This is a genomic window from Vibrio sp. B1ASS3 (assembly GCF_905175355.1).
Taxonomy (GTDB): Bacteria; Pseudomonadota; Gammaproteobacteria; order Enterobacterales; family Vibrionaceae; genus Vibrio; species Vibrio owensii.
Genome location: NZ_HG992743.1, coordinates 366,267 through 390,288 on the forward strand (window position 1 = coordinate 366,267; position 24,022 = coordinate 390,288).

General features: G+C 41.3%; 22 protein-coding genes. 16 read left to right on the plus strand and 6 right to left on the minus strand.

Translation table 11 applies throughout. The annotated features are described in order from the left end of the window. Positions 1-9 precede the first annotated feature (9 nt). Positions 10-3,168: an efflux RND transporter permease subunit gene (locus KJB05_RS20150; protein WP_208445972.1), complete on the plus strand. Its 3,159-nt coding sequence runs from the start codon at positions 10-12 to the stop codon at positions 3,166-3,168. A gap of 281 nt (positions 3,169-3,449) precedes the next feature. Next, positions 3,450-3,716 carry a hypothetical protein gene (locus KJB05_RS20155; RefSeq protein WP_005429553.1) on the plus strand — a complete coding sequence of 89 codons (267 nt, stop codon included), beginning with the start codon at positions 3,450-3,452 and terminating at the stop codon, positions 3,714-3,716. A gap of 686 nt (positions 3,717-4,402) precedes the next feature. On the opposite strand, the gene KJB05_RS20160 is transcribed toward KJB05_RS20155, so the two are convergent. The 5 genes from KJB05_RS20160 to KJB05_RS20180 form a co-directional block, all read right to left on the minus strand. Continuing rightward, positions 4,403-7,504: an efflux RND transporter permease subunit gene (locus KJB05_RS20160; RefSeq protein WP_020196082.1), complete on the minus strand. Its 3,102-nt coding sequence runs from the start codon at positions 7,502-7,504 to the stop codon at positions 4,403-4,405. Continuing rightward, positions 7,501-8,829: an HlyD family secretion protein gene (locus KJB05_RS20165; protein ID WP_208445971.1), complete on the minus strand. Its 1,329-nt coding sequence runs from the start codon at positions 8,827-8,829 to the stop codon at positions 7,501-7,503. Before KJB05_RS20165 ends, KJB05_RS20160 begins: the two co-directional genes overlap by 4 nt. After that, positions 8,816-9,472: a TetR/AcrR family transcriptional regulator gene (locus tag KJB05_RS20170; RefSeq protein WP_208445970.1), complete on the minus strand. Its 657-nt coding sequence runs from the start codon at positions 9,470-9,472 to the stop codon at positions 8,816-8,818. Before KJB05_RS20170 ends, KJB05_RS20165 begins: the two co-directional genes overlap by 14 nt. Before the next feature lie 201 nt (positions 9,473-9,673). Then, positions 9,674-9,868 (minus strand): Flp family type IVb pilin, encoded by a 195-nt coding sequence (locus KJB05_RS20175; protein WP_208445969.1) that lies wholly within the window; start codon positions 9,866-9,868, stop codon positions 9,674-9,676. A 35-nt stretch (positions 9,869-9,903) separates the two neighbouring features. Then, positions 9,904-10,098 (minus strand): Flp family type IVb pilin, encoded by a 195-nt coding sequence (locus tag KJB05_RS20180; RefSeq protein ID WP_208445968.1) that lies wholly within the window; start codon positions 10,096-10,098, stop codon positions 9,904-9,906. Between the two features lie 1,071 nt (positions 10,099-11,169). Here KJB05_RS20180 and KJB05_RS20185 point away from each other — a divergent pair. The 14 genes from KJB05_RS20185 to KJB05_RS20250 all read left to right on the plus strand — a co-directional run bounded on the left by KJB05_RS20185 (position 11,170) and on the right by KJB05_RS20250 (position 23,264). Beyond that, complete coding sequence (locus KJB05_RS20185; RefSeq protein ID WP_208445967.1) at positions 11,170-11,631, plus strand: prepilin peptidase; 462 nt, start codon at positions 11,170-11,172, stop codon at positions 11,629-11,631. A 9-nt stretch (positions 11,632-11,640) separates the two neighbouring features. Then, complete coding sequence (locus tag KJB05_RS20190; RefSeq protein ID WP_208445966.1) at positions 11,641-12,420, plus strand: hypothetical protein; 780 nt, start codon at positions 11,641-11,643, stop codon at positions 12,418-12,420. After that, positions 12,374-13,624 (plus strand): pilus assembly protein N-terminal domain-containing protein, encoded by a 1,251-nt coding sequence (locus tag KJB05_RS20195; RefSeq protein ID WP_213053125.1) that lies wholly within the window; start codon positions 12,374-12,376, stop codon positions 13,622-13,624. Before KJB05_RS20190 ends, KJB05_RS20195 begins: the two co-directional genes overlap by 47 nt. Next, the gene (locus tag KJB05_RS20200) at positions 13,599-14,081 is read left to right on the plus strand and encodes a hypothetical protein (protein ID WP_208445964.1); all 483 of its coding nucleotides are present in this window, start codon (positions 13,599-13,601) and stop codon (positions 14,079-14,081) included. Before KJB05_RS20195 ends, KJB05_RS20200 begins: the two co-directional genes overlap by 26 nt. A 5-nt stretch (positions 14,082-14,086) precedes the next feature. After that, positions 14,087-15,238: a hypothetical protein gene (locus KJB05_RS20205; protein WP_208445963.1), complete on the plus strand. Its 1,152-nt coding sequence runs from the start codon at positions 14,087-14,089 to the stop codon at positions 15,236-15,238. Beyond that, positions 15,231-16,472, plus strand: a complete 1,242-nt coding sequence (locus KJB05_RS20210) for a CpaF family protein (RefSeq protein WP_208445962.1) — start codon at positions 15,231-15,233, stop codon at positions 16,470-16,472. The genes KJB05_RS20205 and KJB05_RS20210 overlap by 8 nt, the downstream gene beginning before the upstream one ends. After that, complete coding sequence (locus tag KJB05_RS20215; protein WP_208445961.1) at positions 16,465-17,334, plus strand: type II secretion system F family protein; 870 nt, start codon at positions 16,465-16,467, stop codon at positions 17,332-17,334. Before KJB05_RS20210 ends, KJB05_RS20215 begins: the two co-directional genes overlap by 8 nt. Next, on the plus strand, positions 17,331-18,227 hold the full coding sequence (locus tag KJB05_RS20220; RefSeq protein ID WP_208445960.1) for a type II secretion system F family protein: 897 nt from the start codon (positions 17,331-17,333) through the stop codon (positions 18,225-18,227). The genes KJB05_RS20215 and KJB05_RS20220 overlap by 4 nt, the downstream gene beginning before the upstream one ends. Then, positions 18,227-18,931, plus strand: a complete 705-nt coding sequence (locus KJB05_RS20225; protein ID WP_208445959.1) for a hypothetical protein — start codon at positions 18,227-18,229, stop codon at positions 18,929-18,931. Before KJB05_RS20220 ends, KJB05_RS20225 begins: the two co-directional genes overlap by 1 nt. A 449-nt stretch (positions 18,932-19,380) precedes the next feature. After that, positions 19,381-19,911, plus strand: a complete 531-nt coding sequence (gene tadF, locus KJB05_RS20230) for a tight adherence pilus pseudopilin TadF (RefSeq protein ID WP_208445958.1) — start codon at positions 19,381-19,383, stop codon at positions 19,909-19,911. Next, the gene (locus tag KJB05_RS20235) at positions 19,911-21,518 is read left to right on the plus strand and encodes a hypothetical protein (RefSeq protein ID WP_208445957.1); all 1,608 of its coding nucleotides are present in this window, start codon (positions 19,911-19,913) and stop codon (positions 21,516-21,518) included. Before tadF ends, KJB05_RS20235 begins: the two co-directional genes overlap by 1 nt. Then, positions 21,508-22,116 (plus strand): hypothetical protein, encoded by a 609-nt coding sequence (locus KJB05_RS20240; protein ID WP_208445956.1) that lies wholly within the window; start codon positions 21,508-21,510, stop codon positions 22,114-22,116. Before KJB05_RS20235 ends, KJB05_RS20240 begins: the two co-directional genes overlap by 11 nt. Continuing rightward, the gene (locus tag KJB05_RS20245) at positions 22,109-22,825 is read left to right on the plus strand and encodes a helix-turn-helix domain-containing protein (RefSeq protein ID WP_208445955.1); all 717 of its coding nucleotides are present in this window, start codon (positions 22,109-22,111) and stop codon (positions 22,823-22,825) included. The genes KJB05_RS20240 and KJB05_RS20245 overlap by 8 nt, the downstream gene beginning before the upstream one ends. 49 nt (positions 22,826-22,874) lie before the next feature. Next, positions 22,875-23,264, plus strand: a complete 390-nt coding sequence (locus KJB05_RS20250) for a hypothetical protein (RefSeq protein ID WP_208445954.1) — start codon at positions 22,875-22,877, stop codon at positions 23,262-23,264. A gap of 46 nt (positions 23,265-23,310) precedes the next feature. Here the strand turns inward: KJB05_RS20250 and KJB05_RS20255 are convergent, their stop codons facing one another. After that, a complete protein-coding gene (locus KJB05_RS20255) occupies positions 23,311-23,970 on the minus strand; it encodes an HAD family hydrolase (RefSeq protein WP_208445953.1) in 660 nt (219 codons plus the stop codon). Positions 23,971-24,022: the final 52 nt, after the last annotated feature.

The window sequence follows — 24,022 nt, forward strand, 5'->3', positions numbered from 1 at the left end:
GAGTCAATCATGGAAGAGAATCAACAAAAGGGCATCATTGCCTATTTTGCGAATAACTCTGTCGCCGCGAACCTAATGATGGTGTTCATCATCGTGATGGGTATCGTGAGCTTCATGTTCATTCAACGACAAATGTTCCCGAACGTAGAAGTTAACTACATCAACATTCGAGCGGCTTATCCGGGCGCCTCTCCGCAAGAGATTGAAGAGAGTATCTTGGTTAAAGTCGAAGAATCAATCAAAGACGTCACTGGCATCAAAAAGACCGTGGCACGAGCTTCTCGAGGCAGCGCTTATGTATCGATAGAAGTGGATGTGAATGCCGACATCAAACGTGTATTGGACGATGTAAAGCAACGGGTAGACACCTTATCCAATTTGCCGGCAGGCATGGAACCCATCAACGTTTATCAGGTGGAATGGCGACAAGAGGTGATAGAAATGGGCTTGGTGGGCGATAGACCACTGGAAGAGCTCAAACCTATCGCGAAACAAGTTGAAGACGAATTACTGCAACTGAAAAATGTCATGCTGGTGGATCTTAATGCCCCAGAAGAAGAGATTGCTATCGAAGTTGATCCGCTGATTCTTCGTAAATATGACTTAACGCTAAGTGATGTGAGTAACGCGATTCGTCGCTACTCAGCGAACTTTTCTGCAGGTGAAGTAAAAACCAACGCAGGCATGATCGCAGTACGTATTGAGAACCAATACTACCGTGGTGATGAGTTCCGCAATATCCCTGTTAAGCTTGGCGCAAACGGTGCAAAAGTTCTGTTACAAGACATCGCAACGATTAAAGACGGCTTCACCGAAGAAGATCGTTACTTCGAATACTCGGGTCAAAACGCGATCTACATGGCGGTTCAAGCCACGCGTGATCAAAACATCATCCCAGTGGCTGAATCCGTTCGTAACTACATCGAAGCAAAGAACAAAACCTTACCTGATGACATTCAACTGAAAGTTCTCGTCGATATGACTTACTACCTAAATGGTCGTCTCGACATGATGCTGAAAAACCTTCTTCAAGGTGCCGCGTTGGTGGCCATCATGCTCTCAGTATTCCTTCGTTTCCGCTTAGCAATGTGGGTAATGTTGGGGCTACCAGTGTGTTTCTTAGGCGCAGTAATGATGATGCCAATGCTGGGTATCACCGTGAATATTGTGTCTTTGTTCGCCTTTATCATGGTGCTCGGTATCGTGGTGGATGACGCCATCGTAACCGGGGAAAGTGCCTACAGTGAGATCGAAGAGAAGGGAGGTGGTGTTGAGAACGTTGTGACGGGTGTTAAGCGTGTCGCGACTCCGGCGACCTTTGGTGTATTAACCACGATAGCGGTGTTTGCCCCATTCCTACTCTCAAGTGGGATTGATAGTGCCTTCTTCTACGGTATTGCGGGTGTGGTGATCCTGTGTCTTATCTTTAGCTTGATTGAATCTAAGCTGATCTTGCCGGCTCACTTAGCCCACACCAACTTTACGCCAATCAAAGCAGGCGGTTGGCGTGATAATTTCAACAAGCGTTTCTTCGGCTTTGTTAATGGTCCTTACCGCAGCTTTGTTAAAGCTTGTACTCATTGGCGTTGGACCGTATTTGCCTTCTTCTGTGGTCTGTTACTGATTAGTGCTGCTTTAGTTAGCTCGAACTACGTGCGTGTGATTCCAAACCCGAAAGTTCCAACGGATTATCCGGCGATTACGATTGAGATGAATGACACGGTATCGAGCGAGCAAACCATCAATGCGTTAAAAACCATTGAAGGCGTGATGCAGAAAATCGAAAACCAGATCATTGATGAGCATGGCCAGGGGATGATTCGTGATGTGCTTTCTTACAACCGCAGCCGTACTGAAGGTCGTATTCTTGTGCCGCTTGTGGATGAAGAACTGCGCCCATTCAATACCTTTGAACTTGCACGTCGTTGGCGTGAGGCAATGCCAGTCATACCGGGCATGAAGAGCTTTAAGATCCGCGAGCAAAGTGCAGGTGGCGGTGACCGCGACGAGTTTGGCTACTTGCTGTTTGGTTCGGACATTAACGAGCTAAACGAAGCGGGTCGCTACTTGATTGGTCGACTTCAGCAAGAAGAAGGTCTGTACGATATTTCTTCGTCTATCGATTCTGGTAGTAAAGAGGTACTGCTATCACTTGCCCCTGTTGCTTATGATTTGGGCTTGGATCTCACCATGATAGCAGAGCAAGTGGGTGGCAGCTTCTACGGCGGCGAAGCGCAGCGCATTATCCGTGATGGCGAAGAAATTAAGGTTATGGTGCGTTACCCGCAACTGACGCGTGAAGCCTTCTCATCACTACGTTACGCTGTGATTACCACGCCAGCAGGTAAGAAGGTCATGCTTGGCGATGTGGTGAAAATCAACGAGCAACCGGGTGTGAGTACCATTCGACGTGAAGGCGGTTATCAAACCGTTTATGTCTATGGCTCTATAGATGAAGAGTTGGTTGAACCTCAAGAAGTCGTGAAAGTTATCGACGACAACATCTTACCGGACATGAAGCAAGCTTTCCCAAGTGTGAAAACGGAACTGGGTGGTGACATCGAAGAGCAAGCAGCACAGCGTAACGAGCAAATCATGTTCTTCATTGCAGGCATGATCATCGTATACATCTTGCTGGCCGTGCCGCTTAAGAGCTACACCCAACCGCTTATCGTCATGTCGGTGATTCCGTTTAGCTTAACGGGCGCGATTTGGGGACATTTCTGGCTGGATATGGACGTCAGCATGATGTCGACATTTGGTTTAATCGCGGCAGCGGGTGTGGTTATCAACGATTCTTTGGTGATGACAGATTACGTTAACCAAGTGCGAGAAAAAGGCATGAGCATTAAGCAAGCGGTTGTTGAAGCAGGCTGTGCTCGTTTTCGAGCGATCACGCTGACGTCTATTACCACCTTCGCTGGTGTACTTCCTATCATGTTTGAAACCAGCTTGCAGGCGCGTTTTGTTATCCCGATGGCGGTCGCGCTTGGTTTTGCCGTTCTGTTTGCAACTGTCCTTACCTTGATTCTGGTGCCTTGTCTGTACCTGATGCTCGAGGATATTAAAAACATCTTCCGCATTGTTAAACGATTCTTTGGTCGTTTGATAGGTAAGTTCAAATCACAGTCATCAAACACTGTCGGTAACGAAAGCACGCAAAGCTAGTTTCACCTAAAGCGAAAATCTAAAGCAGCCTTCGGGCTGCTTTTTTTGTGCCTTAAGCGAACTGAAATGGACTATCTATACTATAAGTTGGGTGAATGGTTAAATATTCATAAATATCGCTGGTTAATTTAACACTGTGTGTGTGAAATTCGCCATTAAGCAGATGGTAGAAAAATAAAATTTTGTTTAAGTTGTTGATATTAAAGGTTTAAAAAGTTGGCATCTTATGTGCAATGTATAGAATGCAACCCAATGAACTGCTAATCCCTAAGGAGCTTATTATGCAAAGCGTATTTCTATCTACTCTAGGTCTTATTGCTGTAATGTCATCACCAATCGCTGCTGCTAACACTCTAGACAAAGAAGAGTGGAGTGCGGATTTACGTCAAGAATTTACAACAATGAAGCATGAGGCGGTTGCGGACATCCAACAAATGAACATGGACGCTATTGATGAACGCGATGAACGCATTGTTAAACACATCAAAGAACAACAAGCTCAACTGGTAAAGATCAAATGCCAGAAGACAGAGGCAACCAAGTCATAACCTCTGACGACAAAGATTCCGTGTTAGTCACAAGGACGAGTGATTAACCAGAGTGCATCCGATACAAGCACGACGTTAGTGAGCAGTCAGCGTCAACCTTGTTGCTCTATTTGCCAACCTATTAATGGGTTGGCTTTTTTATGTCTGTTGATTAAGGAGGATGCGCCAAAACTGGAATTGAATAGGAGAAATACGGCAGATAGAAAAAAGCCCGCGAAGAATACCTTCACGGGCGAAAAAAGGGCACCAAATTGGGTGTCTATTCATTTTGGAGATGGTCGAACGTCCATATCATACTGACAATAGGCTTGGTGAGAGGCTTACCACCAGTGCGACCAACGAGGCTAAAGTTAACATTGTTGTAATCATTGTTAAAATGTTAATTCTTCAATCAATGATTTCATTATCGTTAGTTCAAATTGTGAATGTGTTGTCTGTGTGTATTTATACTGTGCTAAATGTCGTTTTTGATAATAAAACTTATCATAAATCCTATGGTGATCATTTGAGTTGGTTATATAAAACTCGACATACCGCATTCTCAATTGTTCATATTTGCACTTAATGCCACATAATAACCCTGCATTTGTTAAGTGTTTGTGTTGTTTTTAACGCTTTTCACTGAAAACAATAAGAGCGACCAAAGCCGCTCTTGTTCATTTTGATAAGTAAACTTATCAGTCGTTTTAGATTTCTTCGTGCTTATGGACTAGGCCGAAGTCAGCTAAAATGGCATACGCGGCAGGGATCATAAACAACACCAGCAGAGTGGATGCAAAAATACCAAACACGATGGAGATAACCAGTGGTTGGATAACCTGTGCTTGCAGGCTGGTTTCAGTCAGTAACGGAAGCAAACCTGCTGCAGTGGTCATTGATGTTAGGAATACTGCTCTAAAGCGCTCTCGACTGGCTTTGACTACCGAGTCGTGCACATTATCCCCTTCATCGACATGATGGCGTATGTACTGAACTAACAGAATCGAGTCATTCACCACAATCCCCGCTAGTGAGACGAAGCCCATCATACTTGGCATACTTAATGAGTGACCGAGTAGGATGTGTCCCCATACCACGCCAATAAAGGCGAGCGGAATCGCGAGCATGACGACGAATGGTTCCAAATAACTGCGGAACTGGTAACTCAGAATCGCAAACACGCCAAACAAACCAAGCAAGAAGCCTTTACCCATTGATGCCCCAGTTTCAGCGGTATCTTTGGCTTCGCCTTCAAAATCAAAGCGAAGACCAGGATACTTTTGCATAAGCTTTGGCGCTTCATCCTGTTGGAACTGACGAATAATGGCGGTTGAGTTGGCTTTCGTATTGTCGATATCGCCGAATACGCTCACGGTGCGCAAGCCATCAATGCGCTGGATTCTTACGTAATTACGTTGGAAATCCAAAGTCGCAATGGTCGCGAGTGGGATTTGACTGCCATCGGACAAGATAATTGGGAAGTTTGCCAATTGTTGTAAGTCACCGGCTTGTGCTTTATCGAGGCGAACTTCGATGGAAATGTTTTCTACCCCAACTTGGATCTCGTCTGCAGTTTGGCCAAAGAAAGCCGCACGCAATTGATTGGCGATGAGTTGGCCGTTAATCCCGTAAGCTTCTGCGCCCGGACGCAGTTTAACCAAGACTTCTTCTTTACCCATACGCATGTCATCCAACACGCCATGGACACCGTCAAACTCATTCAAGTATTGCTGAATGTCGATAGAGGCTGCTTTAAGCGCATCCAGATCATCATGCTTCGCTCGAATCTCAATCGCCCGGCCACCCGGTCCCATGGTCGGTTGTTTAAATACCAACGAGATAGGATCGGCAAGTTCACCGATGTCTTCGCGCCATGCATCGATAAATTCATCGATGAGTGTGTTACGACTCTCTGCACCCAGCAAATCCAGACGCACCGTGGCAATATGAGGGCCAGATTCATTCGCATCGGCGTTAGCATTGAATTGACTGGTGATGTGCAGAACCAATGGATTGCCGTCTTCCACTTTCTCTGTCCATTCTTTATCTAGCTTTTGAGCGGAAGCGACGATCTTATCGACGACGGCTTCCGTTTGAGACAGAGAAGAACCCGGAGGAAGAATAATGCGCGCTTCTGCAATGTCGCCATCCAGTTCAGGGAAGGGTTGGAACTTGAGCAAACCGCCAACTAACGTGGCAGCGGAGATAAGAAGCAAGGCAACCACACCGCCCATAAAGGCATAGCGATACTCGACTACTTTATCCACTGCGTTGACCAAGGTGGTGTTGCGGAAGTTTTCAAAAGAAGCGAGCAGCTTTTGTTTGAACTTCGGTGTTTTTCGCTCTTGCTTTTGTTTATGTAGCGAATGAGAAAGGTGGTTAGGTAGGATCAAGAAGGCTTCCACCAAACTCAAACTCAAAACGAGGATCAGAACTTGAGGAACTGCTTTAAGTACCGCACCCATTTCACCTTGCAGGAATAACAAGCTACCAAAAATACACACCGTAGTTAGGAAGGAAGAAATTACCCCTGGCAGTACTTTTTTCACTCCTTTGATAACGGCATCATCGATCTCTTCTCCTCGGTCGAGGTGAGCGGCAATCGATTCGGCAATAACGATGGCATCATCCATCATGATACCGATGGCCATGAGTAACCCGACTAAAGACATGATGTTGATGGACAGGCCAAGCTGCGCCATCAAAAATAACCCACCTAAGAAGGCAACGGGTAAACCAGCTGCGACCCAAAAAGAGTAGCGAAAACTAAAGAATAACCACATGGTGGCGAAGACCAAAATGATACCTTGCCAGCCGTTTTTGACCATCATGGTCAGGCGATCCCAAAGCACGGATGAAAGGTCATTGGTCATTTGTAGCATCACACCGTCTGGCGCGATGGCTTGTTGTTCTTCGACAAATTGAGCAACACGTTCTTTAATGCGCAGTGCATCGTCTTCTTTGTTTTTGCTGACTTTTAGTAGGGCAGAAGGGTGACCATCAAAGAGGACTTTCTGTTCGTCCAATTCAAATCGGTCGGTAATCGTCGCAATGTCTCTTAGACGGATGATTGACCCATTTGGACCAGAGCCCACGACGATAGTCTCAAGCTCTTCCGGCGTCACGCGGCGTTCGTCAAAGCGGATCAGAAAGTTCTTATCTGGCGTCTCGACATTACCACTTGGCAACTTGACGTTCTGACGACCAATCTGCTCAGCAATATCGCCAACACTCAAGCCAAGTTGGCGAATGGCTTGAGTATCTAACTCTACTCGGTATTGGTGGTCAGAGAAGCCTGCAACTTCAACCAAAGACACATCGTAATCGAGCTTTAACGTGCGCTTAAGTTGTTCTGCATAGGCTTTTAGCTCTGGCCATGTGGTGTCTGCAGTGATCGCGACATCCACAACTGGCTCATTCCAATCCAGCTCTTGGACTACGGGAGACTCAATTTCTTGTGGGAAGTCATTAATCGAGTTGATTTGAGTTTGAACGTCGACCAGCATACGGCCGATGTCGGCTTCTTCATTCAGTTTTAAGATAAGACGCGCAGAGCCTTCAATCGCTTCACATTGCGTTTCTTCAATGTTAGCAAGGCCATCAACAGCATCTTCCATGCGGACACAGATACTCTCTTCGACTTCTTGCGGGGAAGCGCCAGGGTAAACCACACCGGCTAGGATGTAGGGCGGGTCAAACTCAGGAAAGGTTTCACGCTTAATCGTAGAAAGTGAAGAAATACCCAATATCAGCAGCGTTAGCATCAGCAAGTTGGCTGCTGTTGGGTGCTTGGCGAAGAATCGGATCATGAATTAGATTCCTCAATAGTGGCTTCTGACTGTTCTGGTGACTCTTTCAATAGCATGCCGTTAATCGCAGGCAGTAAATCGTTGATGATCAGCTTCTGACCTTGCTCTAGTTCACCATCGATCACCACTTGGTTATTGCGGCGATATAACACTTCAACCGTCACGACTCTAAGACGATTGTCTTCGCCCATCAGGTAAATCTTATCGCCATGAAGCGCACGCTCTGGTATGACCCAACTCGGGTTCTCTTGCCCCTCAATCAAGGCACGCACAAACATGCCGTTCACCAATGGCGGAGCAGAAGTTGGGTTTAATGCACGGTAGTCTTGTTCAATTTCCAGAATCACACCAGCAGTCGCTTGGCTTGGATCAACCGTTTCACTAATGCGTGCCACTTTCGCTGGCCAACTTGCAGAGAGGTTACCGCTGCTGAGTTCAATGTTGGCATGAATCGCATTCATATCAGGTTGTGGAATACCAGATTCATCACGAACAAACTCACCGATACTTGCCGCCAAAGTTTGCATGTCATGAATGGACAGTTGAGCTTCCACTTCCATGACATCAATCCCATGCCCGGTCACCATGGTTTGCTGGAGGTTCACTACTTGGTTTTGCTCAATTTCGACTTCTGCAATACGCAAGTCGTAAGGAAGGGTGATAATGGTTTTATCAAGCGAACGTTTCGCTTCATCCACTTTTGATGCATTGACCTTAACTAGGGCTTCTGCGACACGCTTTTCATCTGGCATCAAACCGATTTGGTTTTCGATATCCAGCACTAACTTACGTTGAGAGAGCGCGCTTTGCTCTTGCTGATCTACATCTGATTGAGACGTTAGACCTTTCTTACGCAGGTTTTGTTTACGGTCTAACTCTTTGTTGGCGATAACCAGACGGTTGGCTTCTATTTTGAGTGTGCTGTTGAGGTTCGCTTCTTCTTGGTTCAGCTTAGCCAGAGAGGTTTCGGCAGATTTGAGATCGGCTTGAGCTTGAACCAGTTTCAGTTCGTAATCGAGAGGATCGATGCGCAAGATTTCCGTTCCTGCTTGCAGCACTTGTCCTTTTTCAAGCTGCGGATGGCGGTAAACCACTTTACCTGTCACTTCGGCTATCGCTTTCCACTCCACTTTGGGTGCTATCTTGCCAAACCCTATTGCTACTGGGGCAATGGCTTTGAGTTCTAATGGAATGGTTTCAACTAACCTTGCTCTGTCACCGGCTGGTTTAACTGGCAAATCGGGCTTTAGGCTGATAGCCAAGAATAGAACAACGACCCCGACAGCGAGAGCGGGAAAGAACAGCAGTTTTTTATTTATTTTCATTTTGGTCGCCCGAGTCTAAAAATCCATGTTTCATCAGTTGTATGTTGTGTTCGAACAATCGGTTCAAGAAGTCTTCTGTGAGCTCAATGCCGTGAATCGCCAACAGTGCTGGTGGTGCCATAAAAGGAAACACCATCAAGCTAATGTAGGAAACACGGCAAAGTTGAGGATCGGCATCCTTACGCAGAACGCCACTGTCGATGAGCTTATCGAACATAATGCCTTGCATCGGCTTGCTGATGTCAGCAAAGACTTTTTCTAGTAACTTACGTTGAGTCTCTGAAGGGGGCATATGCATGACTTGAGCAATCAAGCGGGGGAATTGCGGTACTTTGATCATCTCACGATAGTAGGTACGCATTAAGTCGAGGAAGTTCTTTTCATTACTGTCAGATAACAAGGCCTGCATTTGCTTTTGCATCGGTGACAGCGTTTCACGCAGCATGGTCTCAAATAACCCTTCTTTGTTGCCAAAGTAGTAGCGAATCATGGCTACGTTCACACCTGCTTTCTGCGCGACTAGGCGAGTAGAAACCTTGTCGTAAGCCATAATGGTGAAGAGTTCACGCGCATGGAAAATCAGCTTCTCCCGTGCGTCGATTTTATCTGTAGGTCTTCCCGCCCTTCGATGAGCTTCCGTCACAATCGTCTCTCAAGATATTAAACATTTGATTAATTATAAGACGCTGATTTCTTATACGACATGCGAAAAATTAATCAGTATTTAATCAAGTGATTAATTTGTGATATGGAAGGTAATCGTCCGGAACAAGAGTACGGCGGTTGGTAGGCGGAAAGTTAAAAAGGGAGCCATATAGGCTCCCTTGCTTAGACAGGATGATAATTAAGATCTGCCAAGTACGTTACCAGAGTTCTTAATGTTCCTTTCCATAGTGCCCCATGCGTCTTCAAGTGACTCAAGAAAACCGCCTTCATCGAAGATGTAAAAGAGTGCAGAAGACATAGCGACACCGATAATTGCGTACTCGATTGCTGTAATACCGTCTTCGTTATTTAAAAAGTGTTTAAGTACGTTCATTTGTTTACCTTTTGAAAGTTGTTTAATTTGATTGATTAGCTGGCTAGTACGTTGCCAGAGTTCTTAATGTTCCTTTCCATAGTGCCCCATGCGTCTTCAAGTGACTCAAGGAAACCGCCTTCATCGAAGATGTAAAAGAGTGCAGAAGACATAGCGACACCGATAATTGCGTACTCGATTGCTGTAATACCATCTTCATTAGAAAGGAAATTTTTTAGTGTTTTGTTCATTGTGTTTCTCATTGTGCAAGTTATTTAAAGTTTCTCGCTGTGCTTTTAAGTAGCTACAGCTCGTTAAGACCACTTCAATATGACCATTATCGAATCAATACTCCACGTTATTAACAAAATTTGGTTTCCAATAAGAAAACTTCGTTTAAATCTAGGATAAATAATCTACCTAAAGTAAATGAATAGTGTGATTTGTACTCATATTTCGATGCGGAGATACACCAGGTAAAAACATCGATATCAGCTTGTTTTTTAGCCTTTTTACAAAAACGCGTCATTAATTCGATTTGTTAATCATTGCCAATTAATCCTTTGCTTTGGTCATCATTAATGGTTAACACTGAAGTGTGGTGCTTGTCTCAAGTTATATTGAGAAGGGGACAGACATGATTAACGTTGTGGTTGTTGGGGTTTTAACCAGTTTAGGTGATGAAACCCAGTAATGACTGGACATGTGAGTGCGGACTGTAACGGCTTTTTATACTCAGCCTTCATAGTGTATACATGCGAGGTTTGAGATTGACAGTTAGAAGTTAGGGGATAACTTATCGGATATCTCTAATTTCAACTAGAACACGAGTGATGGATGCCCAGAATTTAAGTAAATCTAATAAATGTATTACGACGGCATAAGCAAAAAAGCTAACAAAGAGTACGAGTATGCACTCATATAGTTTATTTCGAAACAAAATAGCCCCTAGTTATTGATTTTTAATTTTTGCACCACTTAAGCTAGCATCAAAAAAAGATTATTTGAATGTTAATAATGTGAATAGTTAACAAATAATGTTATTAGTGTAAGTCTGGCCTTGGTTTAAGGCTAATATATGAAGCAGTAATTTCGAACTGAACTGAGTTCTGGTTAAGGAACGATAATGAAAAAACGAATCACCAGTCTTGCATTTTCGTGTGATGGTATTACTTCAGTGGAATACGCTATTATCGGCGTTTGTATGTCGGTATCACTGTTATATATATTAGATAGCTCGAGCTTTCTACAAACATTGAACGAAACTTGGATTGATATGGCAAGAAGTGTTAATAGCTCTCTGAATGGATAAGAAATGAATAATGGTTATTATAAATTCATTAATACTCACATTGCTTTTAGTCATCTCATATGAAGATGTCAAACATAGAAAAATATACAACAAAAGAGTTGTTCTTTTATTGTTGCTACTGTCTGTTAAGTATCTTTACGAGCTGTTTTTTGGTGGCGCAGAGTTCCAAATCTCTGGGTATGAGTTTTCTATCTATATAGTGATATCTTTATTTTTCTTTGCTTTAGGCGCATTTAGGTTGCTAGGCATGGGTGATGTAAAACTGATAATGATTATGCTCATTTTCATTGAGTTTAGTGATTATAAATTATTTTTATTTCACATGACGCTTATTGGCGGCGGGCTTGCAGTGCTTCAGTTAAAAATCCTTAATTACTATTTTGATCGATTCGGCTTTTCTTCGAATGGAGTTCCTTACGCGATTCCGATCATTGCATCTTACGTCATACATTCAAATACACTTTTTTTATAAAGGTAAAGCATGAGATTTCAAACTATTGGTTTACTTGCCCTCTTTATCATCGTGATGGGGGCTGTTGGTATCTACAAATCAGAAGATTTAAGTAGGATATCAAATCATGAAGAAACCGAAAACGCAGAACCACAAAACGTCCAGAAAACGGTGCTTGCTCTAGCCGTTAGGAATGCTTCTAAGGCGGGAACATTGGTGTCACGTGATTCTTTCGAGTTTCTACCTACGACCTTTAGCCCGGAAGATGAAGGCTTATACATCACCGAAGGTGAAGAAGAGTTGCTTGATCCGGAGATTTTTATCTTAAAGCACAAGATGGACGCTGGACAGTTTATCTCCTTGGATGACCTTGAAAGTCTAAAAAGTAAAAACTTCACCGATATGGTGCTTAGAGTGGATAGAAGCTCAATCGAAAACTTCACTTCAGATTTCTATGATGTTTACTGGCACTTTAATAGCTCTGGTCGAGATAAAAACTCCAGAAAAGTGAAATTATTCTCGAAGAATGTATTTATTCGACCACTAAACCAATCGCAAGAAGGGGAGCAAAACGCAGTGCCTCATAAGAGCGATCATGAAAATCTTAGCCCAGTTGTATTTTCGGTCAATGACGATGTGGTAGAGCGCTATTTGCAAGCCGACCAATTGGGCTATTTCAAGATAGTCAACGTGACACAAAAGAGTATCAATCTAGAAAACTATTCAACATTAGAAGTTGATTCATCTAAGGAAATTCAAGCAAATGATATTAGTTCGAGCTACAAATACGATGTCAACTTTATTAAATAGAAAAATCGTTCTCGGTTTTGTTTTCTGCTTAGCGTCTTTATATGTACATGCCGACACCTTTATTACTATGTCTGTTAATGAAACGAGGCATCTGTCCCTTTCGTATGTCCCTAAAGATATCGTTGTTGGATCGGACAAGATCGTTGATGTCACTCTGACGGATAGTAATAACTTGTATCTTATTGCACATGAAGCGGGAAAGACCAAGGTCATTGTAAAGGGAGAAGAAGAAACCACTGAGTATGTCATCCAGGTACGTGACACTGACCAAGATACCGAAAACCTCAATAAATATCTTAATTCCGCAGGCTTCAAGGACATAGAAGCGGTCAAAGTTGCGGAGAAAATTTATATCAATGGCGCGGTTAAGGACAAGGTCGAAAAGCGAGAGCTTAATGAACTGATCAGGAGTGCAATTTCAAGCTATTACGTTGATAACACGACGATCACTGAAAACCGCCAAGTGCGAATTAAACTCACCATGGCCGAGGTATCGAAGAGCATTGATGATGATCTTGGCATCCAGTGGAGTGCTGGCTGGAGTAAAATAGATGGTGTGACGAGTGAAATGCTCAACGCCACGATAGGAATTTTGTCTCGCAATAACTTAGCCACGGTACTTACAAGGCCTTCAATCATCGTCACGAATGATTCAACTGCAACATTCGAAGCAGGGGGTGAAATCCCCGTCTTAACTTACGATGATGAAAACGTTGACGTCGAATTTAAAGAGTACGGAATCAAGTTAGAGTTTAAACCAGAGATCAAACGAGATCAGAGTATTGACCTAAGAGCGAATATCTCATCATCACAAATTGCTGGTTTTATCAATTTAGCTGGTAATGACACTCCACAGCTCAACACTCGAAGTGTGAATACAGAGCTCAACGTTAATGACGGAGATATTTTCGTTCTTGCAGGATTGATTGATAACAGTCAGACGCAAGCCGTATCAAAAGTTCCATTCTTAGGTTACTTACCCGTTGTTGGTGCGCTATTTACGTCTGAGAACTTTCGAAGTAATAAAACTGAGTTAATGGTCTTTGCAGAAGTTAACTTTGTAGAAAACAGTATAGATCAGCCAAAACTACCAAAGGTAAGTATAAAGTCTTCTCTATCTATATTCACTAATATAGATGGCAGTGATGATGTACCTGAAGTAAAGGATATTATTAAACATGCTCAATATCATTATGAAAACTAAATTTAAATACATCTTTTTGATAGGGATTGTGACACTATTTTCTGGATGTAGCAGTGCACTAAAAGATGATTACGTTTATATCGTTCATGAAATTTCTGAAGGAAATAATATTCAATATATTCTTCCTTTTTCAAAGGCGATCAACCAAGAAATAAAGAACGAAAGTGTTTCTTGGATTCATGGAATTAACGTTTATCATACAGATAATTTATCTAGGGAGCGCCTCTATCAATTAAAAATTGATATGGAAAACGTCTACGACTTCTCTCCAAACTTTATTGATATCGGAAACTACGATGATAAGCAACTTCTGCTGTGGGAAGTACATGTAAGTGATACGCGACTGGTGAATTGTCAAGTCTGGGAGGTCCCTACATATGGACATTTCTCAATGTCTGATAGTGAACTCGATGACTTTGCCAATGAAACGGCCTGTTCTTCATTAGAGCTGTGGTAATTTAAATGATTTTAGAGAAATTAAAACGAGCAAGTAAAAGCCAGACTAGCGTAAAAGGTAAAGCTTTTTCACCTTACATAATCATTGTTATCTCTAACAATAATAAGATCATGCAGCGTGTTCAGAACTATTTTTCTGCTTACAATGTTGAAATCATTGATCATCAAGACGATATTGAGTCATTAGAGAACGTATTCAACCTACACTTTAAATCAAAGATTTACGTCATTAGTGATGAAGATACGTTAAGAGAAAAGGAAGGGCTTGCTAAATTTGTAGAAGTCACTAAAGGCCGAGTGGGGACACTCATTTATGGTGATCGTGAAGATCTGGATTATTACTGGTTCATCAAATCAGAAGGTATCAGTGAATACACCAGTTATTCTGATATGTCCAAGCAAGTGTTTAATGTGATTTTGTGGTTTTTCGGAATTTTAAAATCAAACAGCAGCCACTGGTTTTTGCTTTCTGACACGACCCAACTTCATGGTGATAAGGTCTTACACTACGTATACGATAATTTGCGTGACTACGTAAGAAAAAGACCAAGCTTAAATACCTTATTTATCAACTTAGATGTTTTCAGCATCTCTTTAGACGCGCGTATTGGTAAAAAAACAGACCCTAAGATCATTAATATGTTGATCAATGGAGAGAATGTCGATGCGAAAGCGGCTGAAGAATATATCATTAAAGTTGATGAAAATTTTTCTTATTTCTCGATTGATGTTTTGCATCACACCACATTGCATTCCATCGACAAAATTTCTGAAAAGTTGATGAGTTTTTTCAATATTTTTGATGGTGAGTATTCTTACATATTTATTTATGTTCCTTTTTACTTTACCAAAATTGAGCTCTATCAACAGCTGATTAATAAATCTGATAACGTAACTATGGTGACAGATGCCTCTCTAGAATCGGTATATATGCTTAAGTACCTTATTGAGCAAGAAATAAAAGGAAAAGATGCAAATGTTAAAACATTTCAGATCAAGTCGAATAAAGAAAGTCGTTATTTGTTAGATAAGAGTAGTATTTATAAAAAAACAGGACAAAGAATTGCTTATAATTTTAACCCTGATAGTAAGAACCGCTTTTTTAAGAATAAAGATAGTAAGAACGAAATTATCACTAGGTTGGTGAAGAATGGTTGATTCAAAAATATTTATGCTCTGCCGAAAGTTTGTTTTAGATAATATCGATATTACAGATATTCAACATGAAGACGATGACATTAAAAGTAGCACCATCTACAATACAGTAAATGAATTTCTTTCAAGTTATTCATTCATTCTAACTGAGTCAGATCGTCAGAAGCTAACAAAAGAAGTCAAAGATGACATATTTGGCTATGGACCTTTAGAAGATCTGCTCGGTGACAACACCATCAGTGACATTATGGTTAACAGCTTAACGGAGACGTTTGTAGAACGTAACGGCAAAATTAGTCGTGCTTACGATGTGGCTTTTCAGAACGAAGATCAAGTCTTACGTATAGCGAAAAAAATCGTATCTCCTATTGGCCGACGCATTGATGAAAGTTCACCCATGGTGGACGCTCGCCTGCCGGATGGGAGTCGTGTAAACATCATTGTTCCACCAATTGCTTTAGATGGTTGTAGCATCTCGATTCGTAAATTTCGCGAAGATAAGCTCGATATTGTTGACTTAGTTCGATACGAGTCGATGACTGAGGAGATGGCGCTTTATTTGAGTGTAATGGTTCGCTCTGCGGCAAACATCATCATTTCTGGTGGTACTGGCTCGGGTAAAACGACATTGCTTAACGCTTGCTCCAACGAAATCAACGAAGGTCATCGAGTCGTAACCATTGAAGATGCAGCTGAGCTCCAGTTGCAACATGAGCACGTTGTTCGTCTTGAATCTCGTCCTGCGAGTAGTGAAGAGTCGGGGGAGGTTTCAATACGTTCTCTTGTTATTAACTCTCTACGTATGCGCCCAGACCGAATTATCATAGGTGAGTGTCGTGGTGACGAGGCTTTCGAGATGCTTCAAGCGATGAACACTGGTCACGATGGCTCGATGTCGACTATTCACTCGAATAACCCAAAAGATGCGCTAATTCGTTTGGAAAGCATGATTATGATGACAGCAAGCAACTTGTCTCCAGAATCTATCAAAAAGCAAATAAGCCAAGCGGTAGACATCATCATTCAAACCTGTCGTCTTATTGATGGTCGACGCAGAATTACCCATATCACGGAAGTCGGTAACTTTGATGGTGGTGTTATCGCGACCCAAGATCTATTCGTTTATGACCATAAAAAAGATGATCACGTAAACGAGGTCAAGTCCACTTTGCTAGAGCGAAAAGTTAAGGCGGCGGGTCTAGAAAATGAACTGGCCTTGGTGTTTGCGGATGTTTAATCGAAGCAACAAAATAGACGAATACATTGAAGATGCTGAGCTTCCTGAACTTGAGGAAGCCAGTAAGTTTGATGAAGTCAAAAAAGAGATCAACGATTTCTATATTAAGTACTTGAGCCAGAACATCCTGGTTATCTTCTTTGAAATCTATGGTCTAAGTGCTTTCGTTTTGCATTGTGGCGTTATCTTGTTTTACGTCGCTTTTATGATTTTCGTAAGTGAGACGTTTGATTTATCTTATTTCATCACACTGATCCTCGTAGGAGTTGTGATAACGATTGGTAGTTTGCTGATTTTGAAAGAGTATCATTTGAAGCTTAGTAACTACTTCGAAGATAAGTTTGCCTTTTCACTCCGGATGATCAGCAGGAATCTGTTGTCTGGTAAGACAATTATTTCAGCAATTGAATCAGCGTCGCGCCACACGGTCGGTAAGATTCGTATCGAGTTTGAACGAATCATCAAACAGGTGCATGCAGGAAACACACTGGAAGAAGCGTTGATTGCAGGTGAAAAAATTTATCCCTACAAAGGGTATGCGGTATTCAGTGCAAACGTCCAAATGAGTTTAAAGCGTGGTGGTAGTATTAAAGACTCTTTAAACGAACTTGCCCAAGATCTTGTTGCTTCTCAGGTTATTCGTAAGAAGACATTGGCGTTGACATCTGAGTCACGAGGGGCAGCAAAGATATTGGTTGTGTTACCTTTTTTGATGCTCTTTGTTCTCAAGAGCTTTGCAGTTGAAAACTATGAGTATTTGATTAGCGAACAATATGGTAAGTACATACTTATCTATGTGGTTACAAGTGTAAGTATTGGCTTTGTTTTAATTAAACGAATGATTGACAGTGTAGCACTATGATTATTGCCATCAGTATTCTACTTTTCTTACTTGGTTCAATTGTTTTTATACTTAATAGTAAAAGCATGAAAGAAGAACAAGAATATGTAGATAACTTTAAGTTTATGATTTCTGACCATGATAGTAAGCAAGAATACTATAATATATTTAACCAAATATCTGAGAAGAAAAAGATTTTAGATGACTTTTTATATTCATTGATTACAAATTACCTATCTGAAAACGAACTTTATACAATGTTACCTTCAGGTGGTTTGGTTAAGAAAGAAGATAAAACTAATTTTTTTCTTATTTATTTTCTAGAAGCAATAATAGGTTTGGTTATTGTTTACTACCTGAATGAAGACAAAATGAAAATGTTGGCTTTTATGGTGCTCTTTATAATAGTTAATAACATTATGGTAAAGATGCTCTTTAGGACATTTTTTATTAACGAAGAACGACGTCGAATTAAGACTAACTTTACTTACTTCTTGGATCTATTAGCAACAGCGACAAAATCTGGTATGACGGTGGAATTGGGTCTCATTGCTGTGTCTGAGTATATCGGAAACATGTCATCTTCACTGGCAAACCACATCAAGATCTACTCGAATGATATTTCCAACAATGGTTTCAGTATAGCTGGTGAGAACTTACGTAAAAACCTAGATTTACAAGAGGTTAAAGATTTTACGGCAGTACTTGAGAACGCGGTAGAGAGCGGTGCAGCAGTGACAGATGCTCTACGTGTTTTGTCAAAGGAGACCCGAGATTTTCACTTTATCGAAACCGAAGAAAAGATAGGTAAGGTAAACGCGAAAATGGGTATCCCGCTTATTGTTTTCATCATGTTCCCAATTATCGTCGAAATCATCGCCCCAGGCGTCCTGAACCTAGTGAGTAAGATGTAATGAAAAAACGATTATCTACTTCAATGCTTTGTCTCGCTTTATTTGGGTGTCAGTCGACAGGCCAAGACTACGAAAGTGCAGAGCTTGCATTCAACTTAGAAAGCTATGACAAAGTGATCGCACAACTATCGGAGAAGAAGAAACTCAGTGACAGAGAGAACTTCCTGTTGGCTTACTCGTTCTACAAAAATGGCAACGGAGATCGGGCTATTTACGTTTTGAGTACTAAAGAGAAACTCAATTATGATGACTTGTATTTGCTTGCGGTTATTTATCTAGAAAATGGCGATAACGAGCGCTCTAGAAGTTATCTTGATGACATAAAAAAGACTCAGGGATACTCAGGAAACAATAAGCTAGCAGCGAAAGTCGACAATTTATATGCGGTCTCACAGTGTGAAGAACTTGGAAAAAAACAATGTAGTGAACGCTTTAATGCATTGAGTAAAAAATACCCTACCTCGGAAAGTATCTACAACAACATGCTGCTTTCTAGGTTCGCTTACAAACCTGATGATAAAGCAAACTTTTTGAAGATCTATAACTCGTATGAAACTGGTACTAATGACATTGAGTATGTTGTCTTAGCAGGCATAGTTGCAGGCCAAGACGAAATGGTCATTGACCTTCTCAATAAAAAATATAAAGACAAAGAAAAGGCCTTGTTAATTTATGAAGATATTAAATATACCTCACTTAAATGACGAGGATGGTATAGCTGCTATAGAGGCTGTATTCACCATTCCGATTATTATCTATATCTTGATTGTTATAGTTGGATTCTTTCAATATGTAGGTAATGAGAGTCTACTGAATTACAATATTACTCGCTCAGTTCAGTTATTCGATTACAAGTCCATAGAGAAAGAAGACAACGTAGAACTATCAAAGTCGAACTTTCTAAAAGAATTGAATCATAAAGTAAATACAAATGTCATCGATATAAATGCTAGCTCACTTGCATTCACTTGCTTTCAAACTGTCGATGATTTAGTTGAACGTAAAAACGAACTGGAATGTAATCAAAGTAATATAAAGAAAACAAACTTAATTCTTATTTCCTTTGATTTCGACTACAAGAGATTTTCATGGCTGTTTTCAACGATATATCCATCAGCCTTCTTAGACATGAAAAGAGAACTGGTTATCGTCAATGAGATTTATTAATTCAGAACATGGTGGGATGGCGGTTGAAACGACGATTCTTGCGCCTGTTTTGTTTCTTGCGTTGTTGTTAACCATGCAATATGCCGCTTCAACGTCTTTAAAGTTTGAGATGTCTGATATGGCTTATCAAGCTGGTGAAGTGATATCCAATCGTCGCGATATATTTGAAGGCAATTTGAAAGAGGCAGAGGTACAAAAGTTATCGGATGCTTTTCATCTCGAAGAGAGAAACATCTCAATCATCGTTGAAGAGCTGGCTTACGGGGAGGTCACGTCGAGTCGACAGAAGTACAAGAAAGTTCGCATCAACAACGATATTGAAGGGAAAGCGTGTGACATAGATACATCACTTTCTGATATCCCCCCCGTTATCAATGCTTATAAGAAGTTCCACTCTGTCTATAGGGTGACTCTTTGTCGCGAAATTGCCGCGTTCAACACCATTGAGTTGCCAGAAGAAATTTATCAGTGGTTTGAAGTTAAGTTTTCTTCCACTCATTACGGGAAACACCACTAATGCGAAATCAAAGAGGGTCGGCTACGCCAATCGTATTGTTGGTTATGTTGTCTGCAATTGTATTTGCTTACTACTCATACGATATGAGCCGAAGCTATTTAGCTGCAAAAGTGCAGATTAACACAGCTAGCGAACTTAACGATCTTACCGCTATAACGGGTGACTCGGAGTGGAATGTAGAAAAGCAGGTGGCTGAATCAAACGGTCTTGATGTGAATGGCTCCAACGATGACTGGACCTTTGAAGAGTATGACGATGATGAAGTCGTGTATATGACGACCTCTTTGCCTATGCAGCAGCACCGCAAATTAACCCCGGGCTTGAGCAGTGTGGGCAATGATTCATTCACCGTGAGTGCAAAAACTATTAGAGCAAAACACTATGAAGATTTGAATGTCATCATCGCTATTTCAAACGACCCTAGAACTCGTTCAATTGCGAGTGAAGTCAAATATGAAATTAACGATGCACTCAAATCATTATTTGATAAAACCAATTCAACGCTAACGGTGATTCCTTATGGGTATCGTATCAACATAAGTGGCAAGTGTTGGAGCACCTTCCCACGTGGGGATAACTTCCCATTTCAATGGTGGGAGAAGTATTTTGGTGAGCTTGATGTGCTCAAGACTCTTGAGAATCAAAAATCTTCGATAGAAAACAATATATCTAACGCTAACTCTCAGATTGCCGCGAAACAAAGGCGTATTAACGAGATCAATGAACTGCTTGCTGAAACAGAGGACCCAGCAGAGAAAGATCAACTAGAGGCGGAAAGAGAACGCTTAGAGAGGGAGATTAACGACCTTTATGAAGATATTGAAGAGTATGAGTCTGACCTCGAGGACAAAGAAGAACAGATCGAAGATCAAGAGGAGGTGATTGCAGAGCTCGAATCCAGCCCTATTTATGAGGAATACAAAGAGCTTGCCTATCACTATGCTAAGCCAAACTATGGAGGCGCCAACTACCTCTACTTAGACAACTACTTTGACGAATTTCTCGAGTCTAATGGGTACAGCTATACAGATGGTGACGCTATTTCCGATTCGAAGCGAACGAACATGGTTAGTGTAGACGAGTTGAAAGTCACTAGAAATAAATACTTCGGCAACTCTAAGACCTGCCCAAGTCAGCAAGCCCTAACTAATTCGAGTGAGTATAGTAAGTTTCTCTCAATAGTTAATAGTATGGATTTCAGTGATAGCTTTGTTTCTCCAATTCAAGGGTTTAACTACTCATTGAAAAAAGCATTTAACTTAGATAATAAAAGAACGGTCGTGATTAATATTACTTCCTTAGACGATACTTATCTTTCTGAACAGGACCAAAAAGACGAAGATAAAGACATACTCTCGGATTTTTGCAGCACGGTGCAGAACAAATACGTTAATGATGTATCAGCTAAATCGATATTCATAATCGATACCAATTCGAATCTTGATGATATTGAAGCGTTAAATTGTGTCAACGCTTGGAATAAATCAACGGGAATCATTGATATCGATGAAATTGATGAAGATGAGAAGCTTACAGACAGAATCTCCTACGAACTTTTACAAGAATCTAGCTCTACTTATATTGGAAATGAAGACGATGAAGAATAAATCATATTTTTTGAAATTTGCTTTGACGCTGATGTTTACTTTCAGTCATACAGCCATCGCTCAAGAGTTAGTTGAGAGTTGTGATACCTATTTGATACCAAAGAACACAATGAAAGATGGTAACTTTTACTCCTTTATGGGGCGTACGATCGAATCTCATTCAGTTCACAGTTATGTCCTGAAACAGAAGCTAAGTGAGCTTAAGGCATCCTCCTATGATATCTGCGAACGAAACGACTTCTCTGCTTTGCACAGAACATTAAATGACAATAATTTTAGGCATCTAACTACGGTATACTTTGATACAGCATTGTATGAAACGAGAGATGCAGATTTATCTCATATCTCTTCAACGAACGAGTTCATCGATGCTGATGCCTTGCTTGTCGTAGGTTCTTCTTCGATTGTCGGGGACACAATTTATAACCTAAACCTTTCGCTAAAACGTGGTAATGAGGTCGTTGATAAATTGGAAGGCCGTAAAGATATCTTTTTGATGAATTTAGGTGCATTTGGGCAAGATAGCTCAAAAGCTAATGAGGAATTCTACAAATCAAAACGACGAAGTGTGTCGATATATGGATTAACCTATGAATAAAGAGACATTTTGGACTATCGATAAAAAGAAAAGAAGCTTATATGGTGAAAATGGAATTGATATTCATTTTACCAAATATGAGTTCAATCTTTTCTATTATCTCATACACAGTCAAGGCGAAGTACGGTCAAGCGATTCGATTATTGATGAAGTTTGGGGAAACGCAAACGAGGGGAATTATCGACCAGATAGTTCCAATCTTATTCAGTTGATATCGAAAACAAGAAGACAGCTCAAGCCTCTTGAGCAAATAATGGAAATTAAAAGCCAACGTGGGGTTGGCTATTATTTAACATTGAATGATGGTTACGAGTTTAATGGTGATGAGATCACTTATGCGGCGAATAGCATTTACGATCGTGATCCAGAATCCGAGAAAAAGTACCGTTTTTTTCAATCTCAGTTCCTCAAAGAGCTCTTCAGTATTAACGAGAACCGTGAATTTAGGATAAGAGATTTAGGCTTTGTTTTTCTTCTTTCTGTGTTTTTCGTTGGGATCATGTTGAGTCGTAATGCTCTGCATTACCCCAAACTGCCATTGGAAATCGATTCATCACAACTGTTGTTAGATAAGTGCAACATTGATGCGAATGTGATTTTTACGAGCGAAGAAATAGCGTGTACTGAGATGTCAAATTTTAATTTCGATAAGAAAGGATCGTATATCATCAGTAAGGTCGAGGGTGACATCTATGTTGCTTCGTTGTAAGAAGAAGGACTTACTGGTTGTTTTGATTTTTTCTTGTTTAGGCATCTTTATGCTCAAGAAGCCTGCGTATTACGATATCTCTATCTCTCATCGCTTCTCGGCAAATGTTTCGACCAATGAGGGTATTGAGTTTGACTATATTATTGATGCTTTGAGTGGGGGAAAACTGCTCTTACAGTCAACGCTCAAGGTCGGCGATAAAAGTTACGACTATACCAGGCTGTTTGAGTTGGTGAAGATTGAAGAGAATGTCTTTGTTATCAATGAAACTGGGATTGGAGAAAAGCAAGATAAGGTCGTCGAGCAAGCATCTAAATATGATTTCTTTCACTCGGTTCAAAGGTTAGAAGTCTACACGCTTTCCCCAAAAGTATTGGTGGTGCATTCTGAAGGCAAGTTTATTTTGTTGCAAAAGACCAGTGACAACTTGGGCGCATGACATTAGAAGCCCTACGACCGCGTAGGGTTTCCTGTTTAAGCCCGTTTTACCCCCAACTCAACACAGTCCAATTCGGTCTATCGGCTTGTTCTTTTAGGCGAGGGCATGGATTGACCAGATAGGCGTAATCCGCGTATTCACACAGTGGTAAGTCGTTGATCGAATCCGTATAGAAATGGATATCTGAATAGGTCTCAGGTTGAGCCTCTAACCACTGTTTTAACCGTGTAACCTTGCCTTCGCGATAGCTCGGGATGCCCTCTATCTCAGCGGAATAGCAGTTGTCTTTTTCGACTAAATCAATCCCGAGCGCGTTAGGGATGCCGATGCGTCTACCAACAGCTTCAACCAAAAAAGTGACGCTAGCAGAGATGATGACCATATCAATCTCATTACGAGACAGTTGTTTAATCAGTGTTTTGGCTTGCGGGAATTGTTTAGCCAGAATATGGTTTTCAACGCACTCTTCCACTAAGGTGTTGACCTGTTCAATAGGCATGTTTTCTAGCGGCTTCATGGAGAACGTGAGGTAATCTTCCATGTCCATTTTGCCTTCTGCGTACAAGCCCATTAGACGCTTATCTTCCTCAATAAAGTTAGGCGCAGTGGCGATGCCTTTCTCGACCATAAATTCGTTCCAAATCATTGCGCAGTCTGCGTTGATTAAGGTTTCATCCAGATCAAAAACATACAAAGGCTTGGACATAGTTGGCTTCTCACAGTTTGGATTGAGGTCGATGTAATGTGTCGTTCAGTAT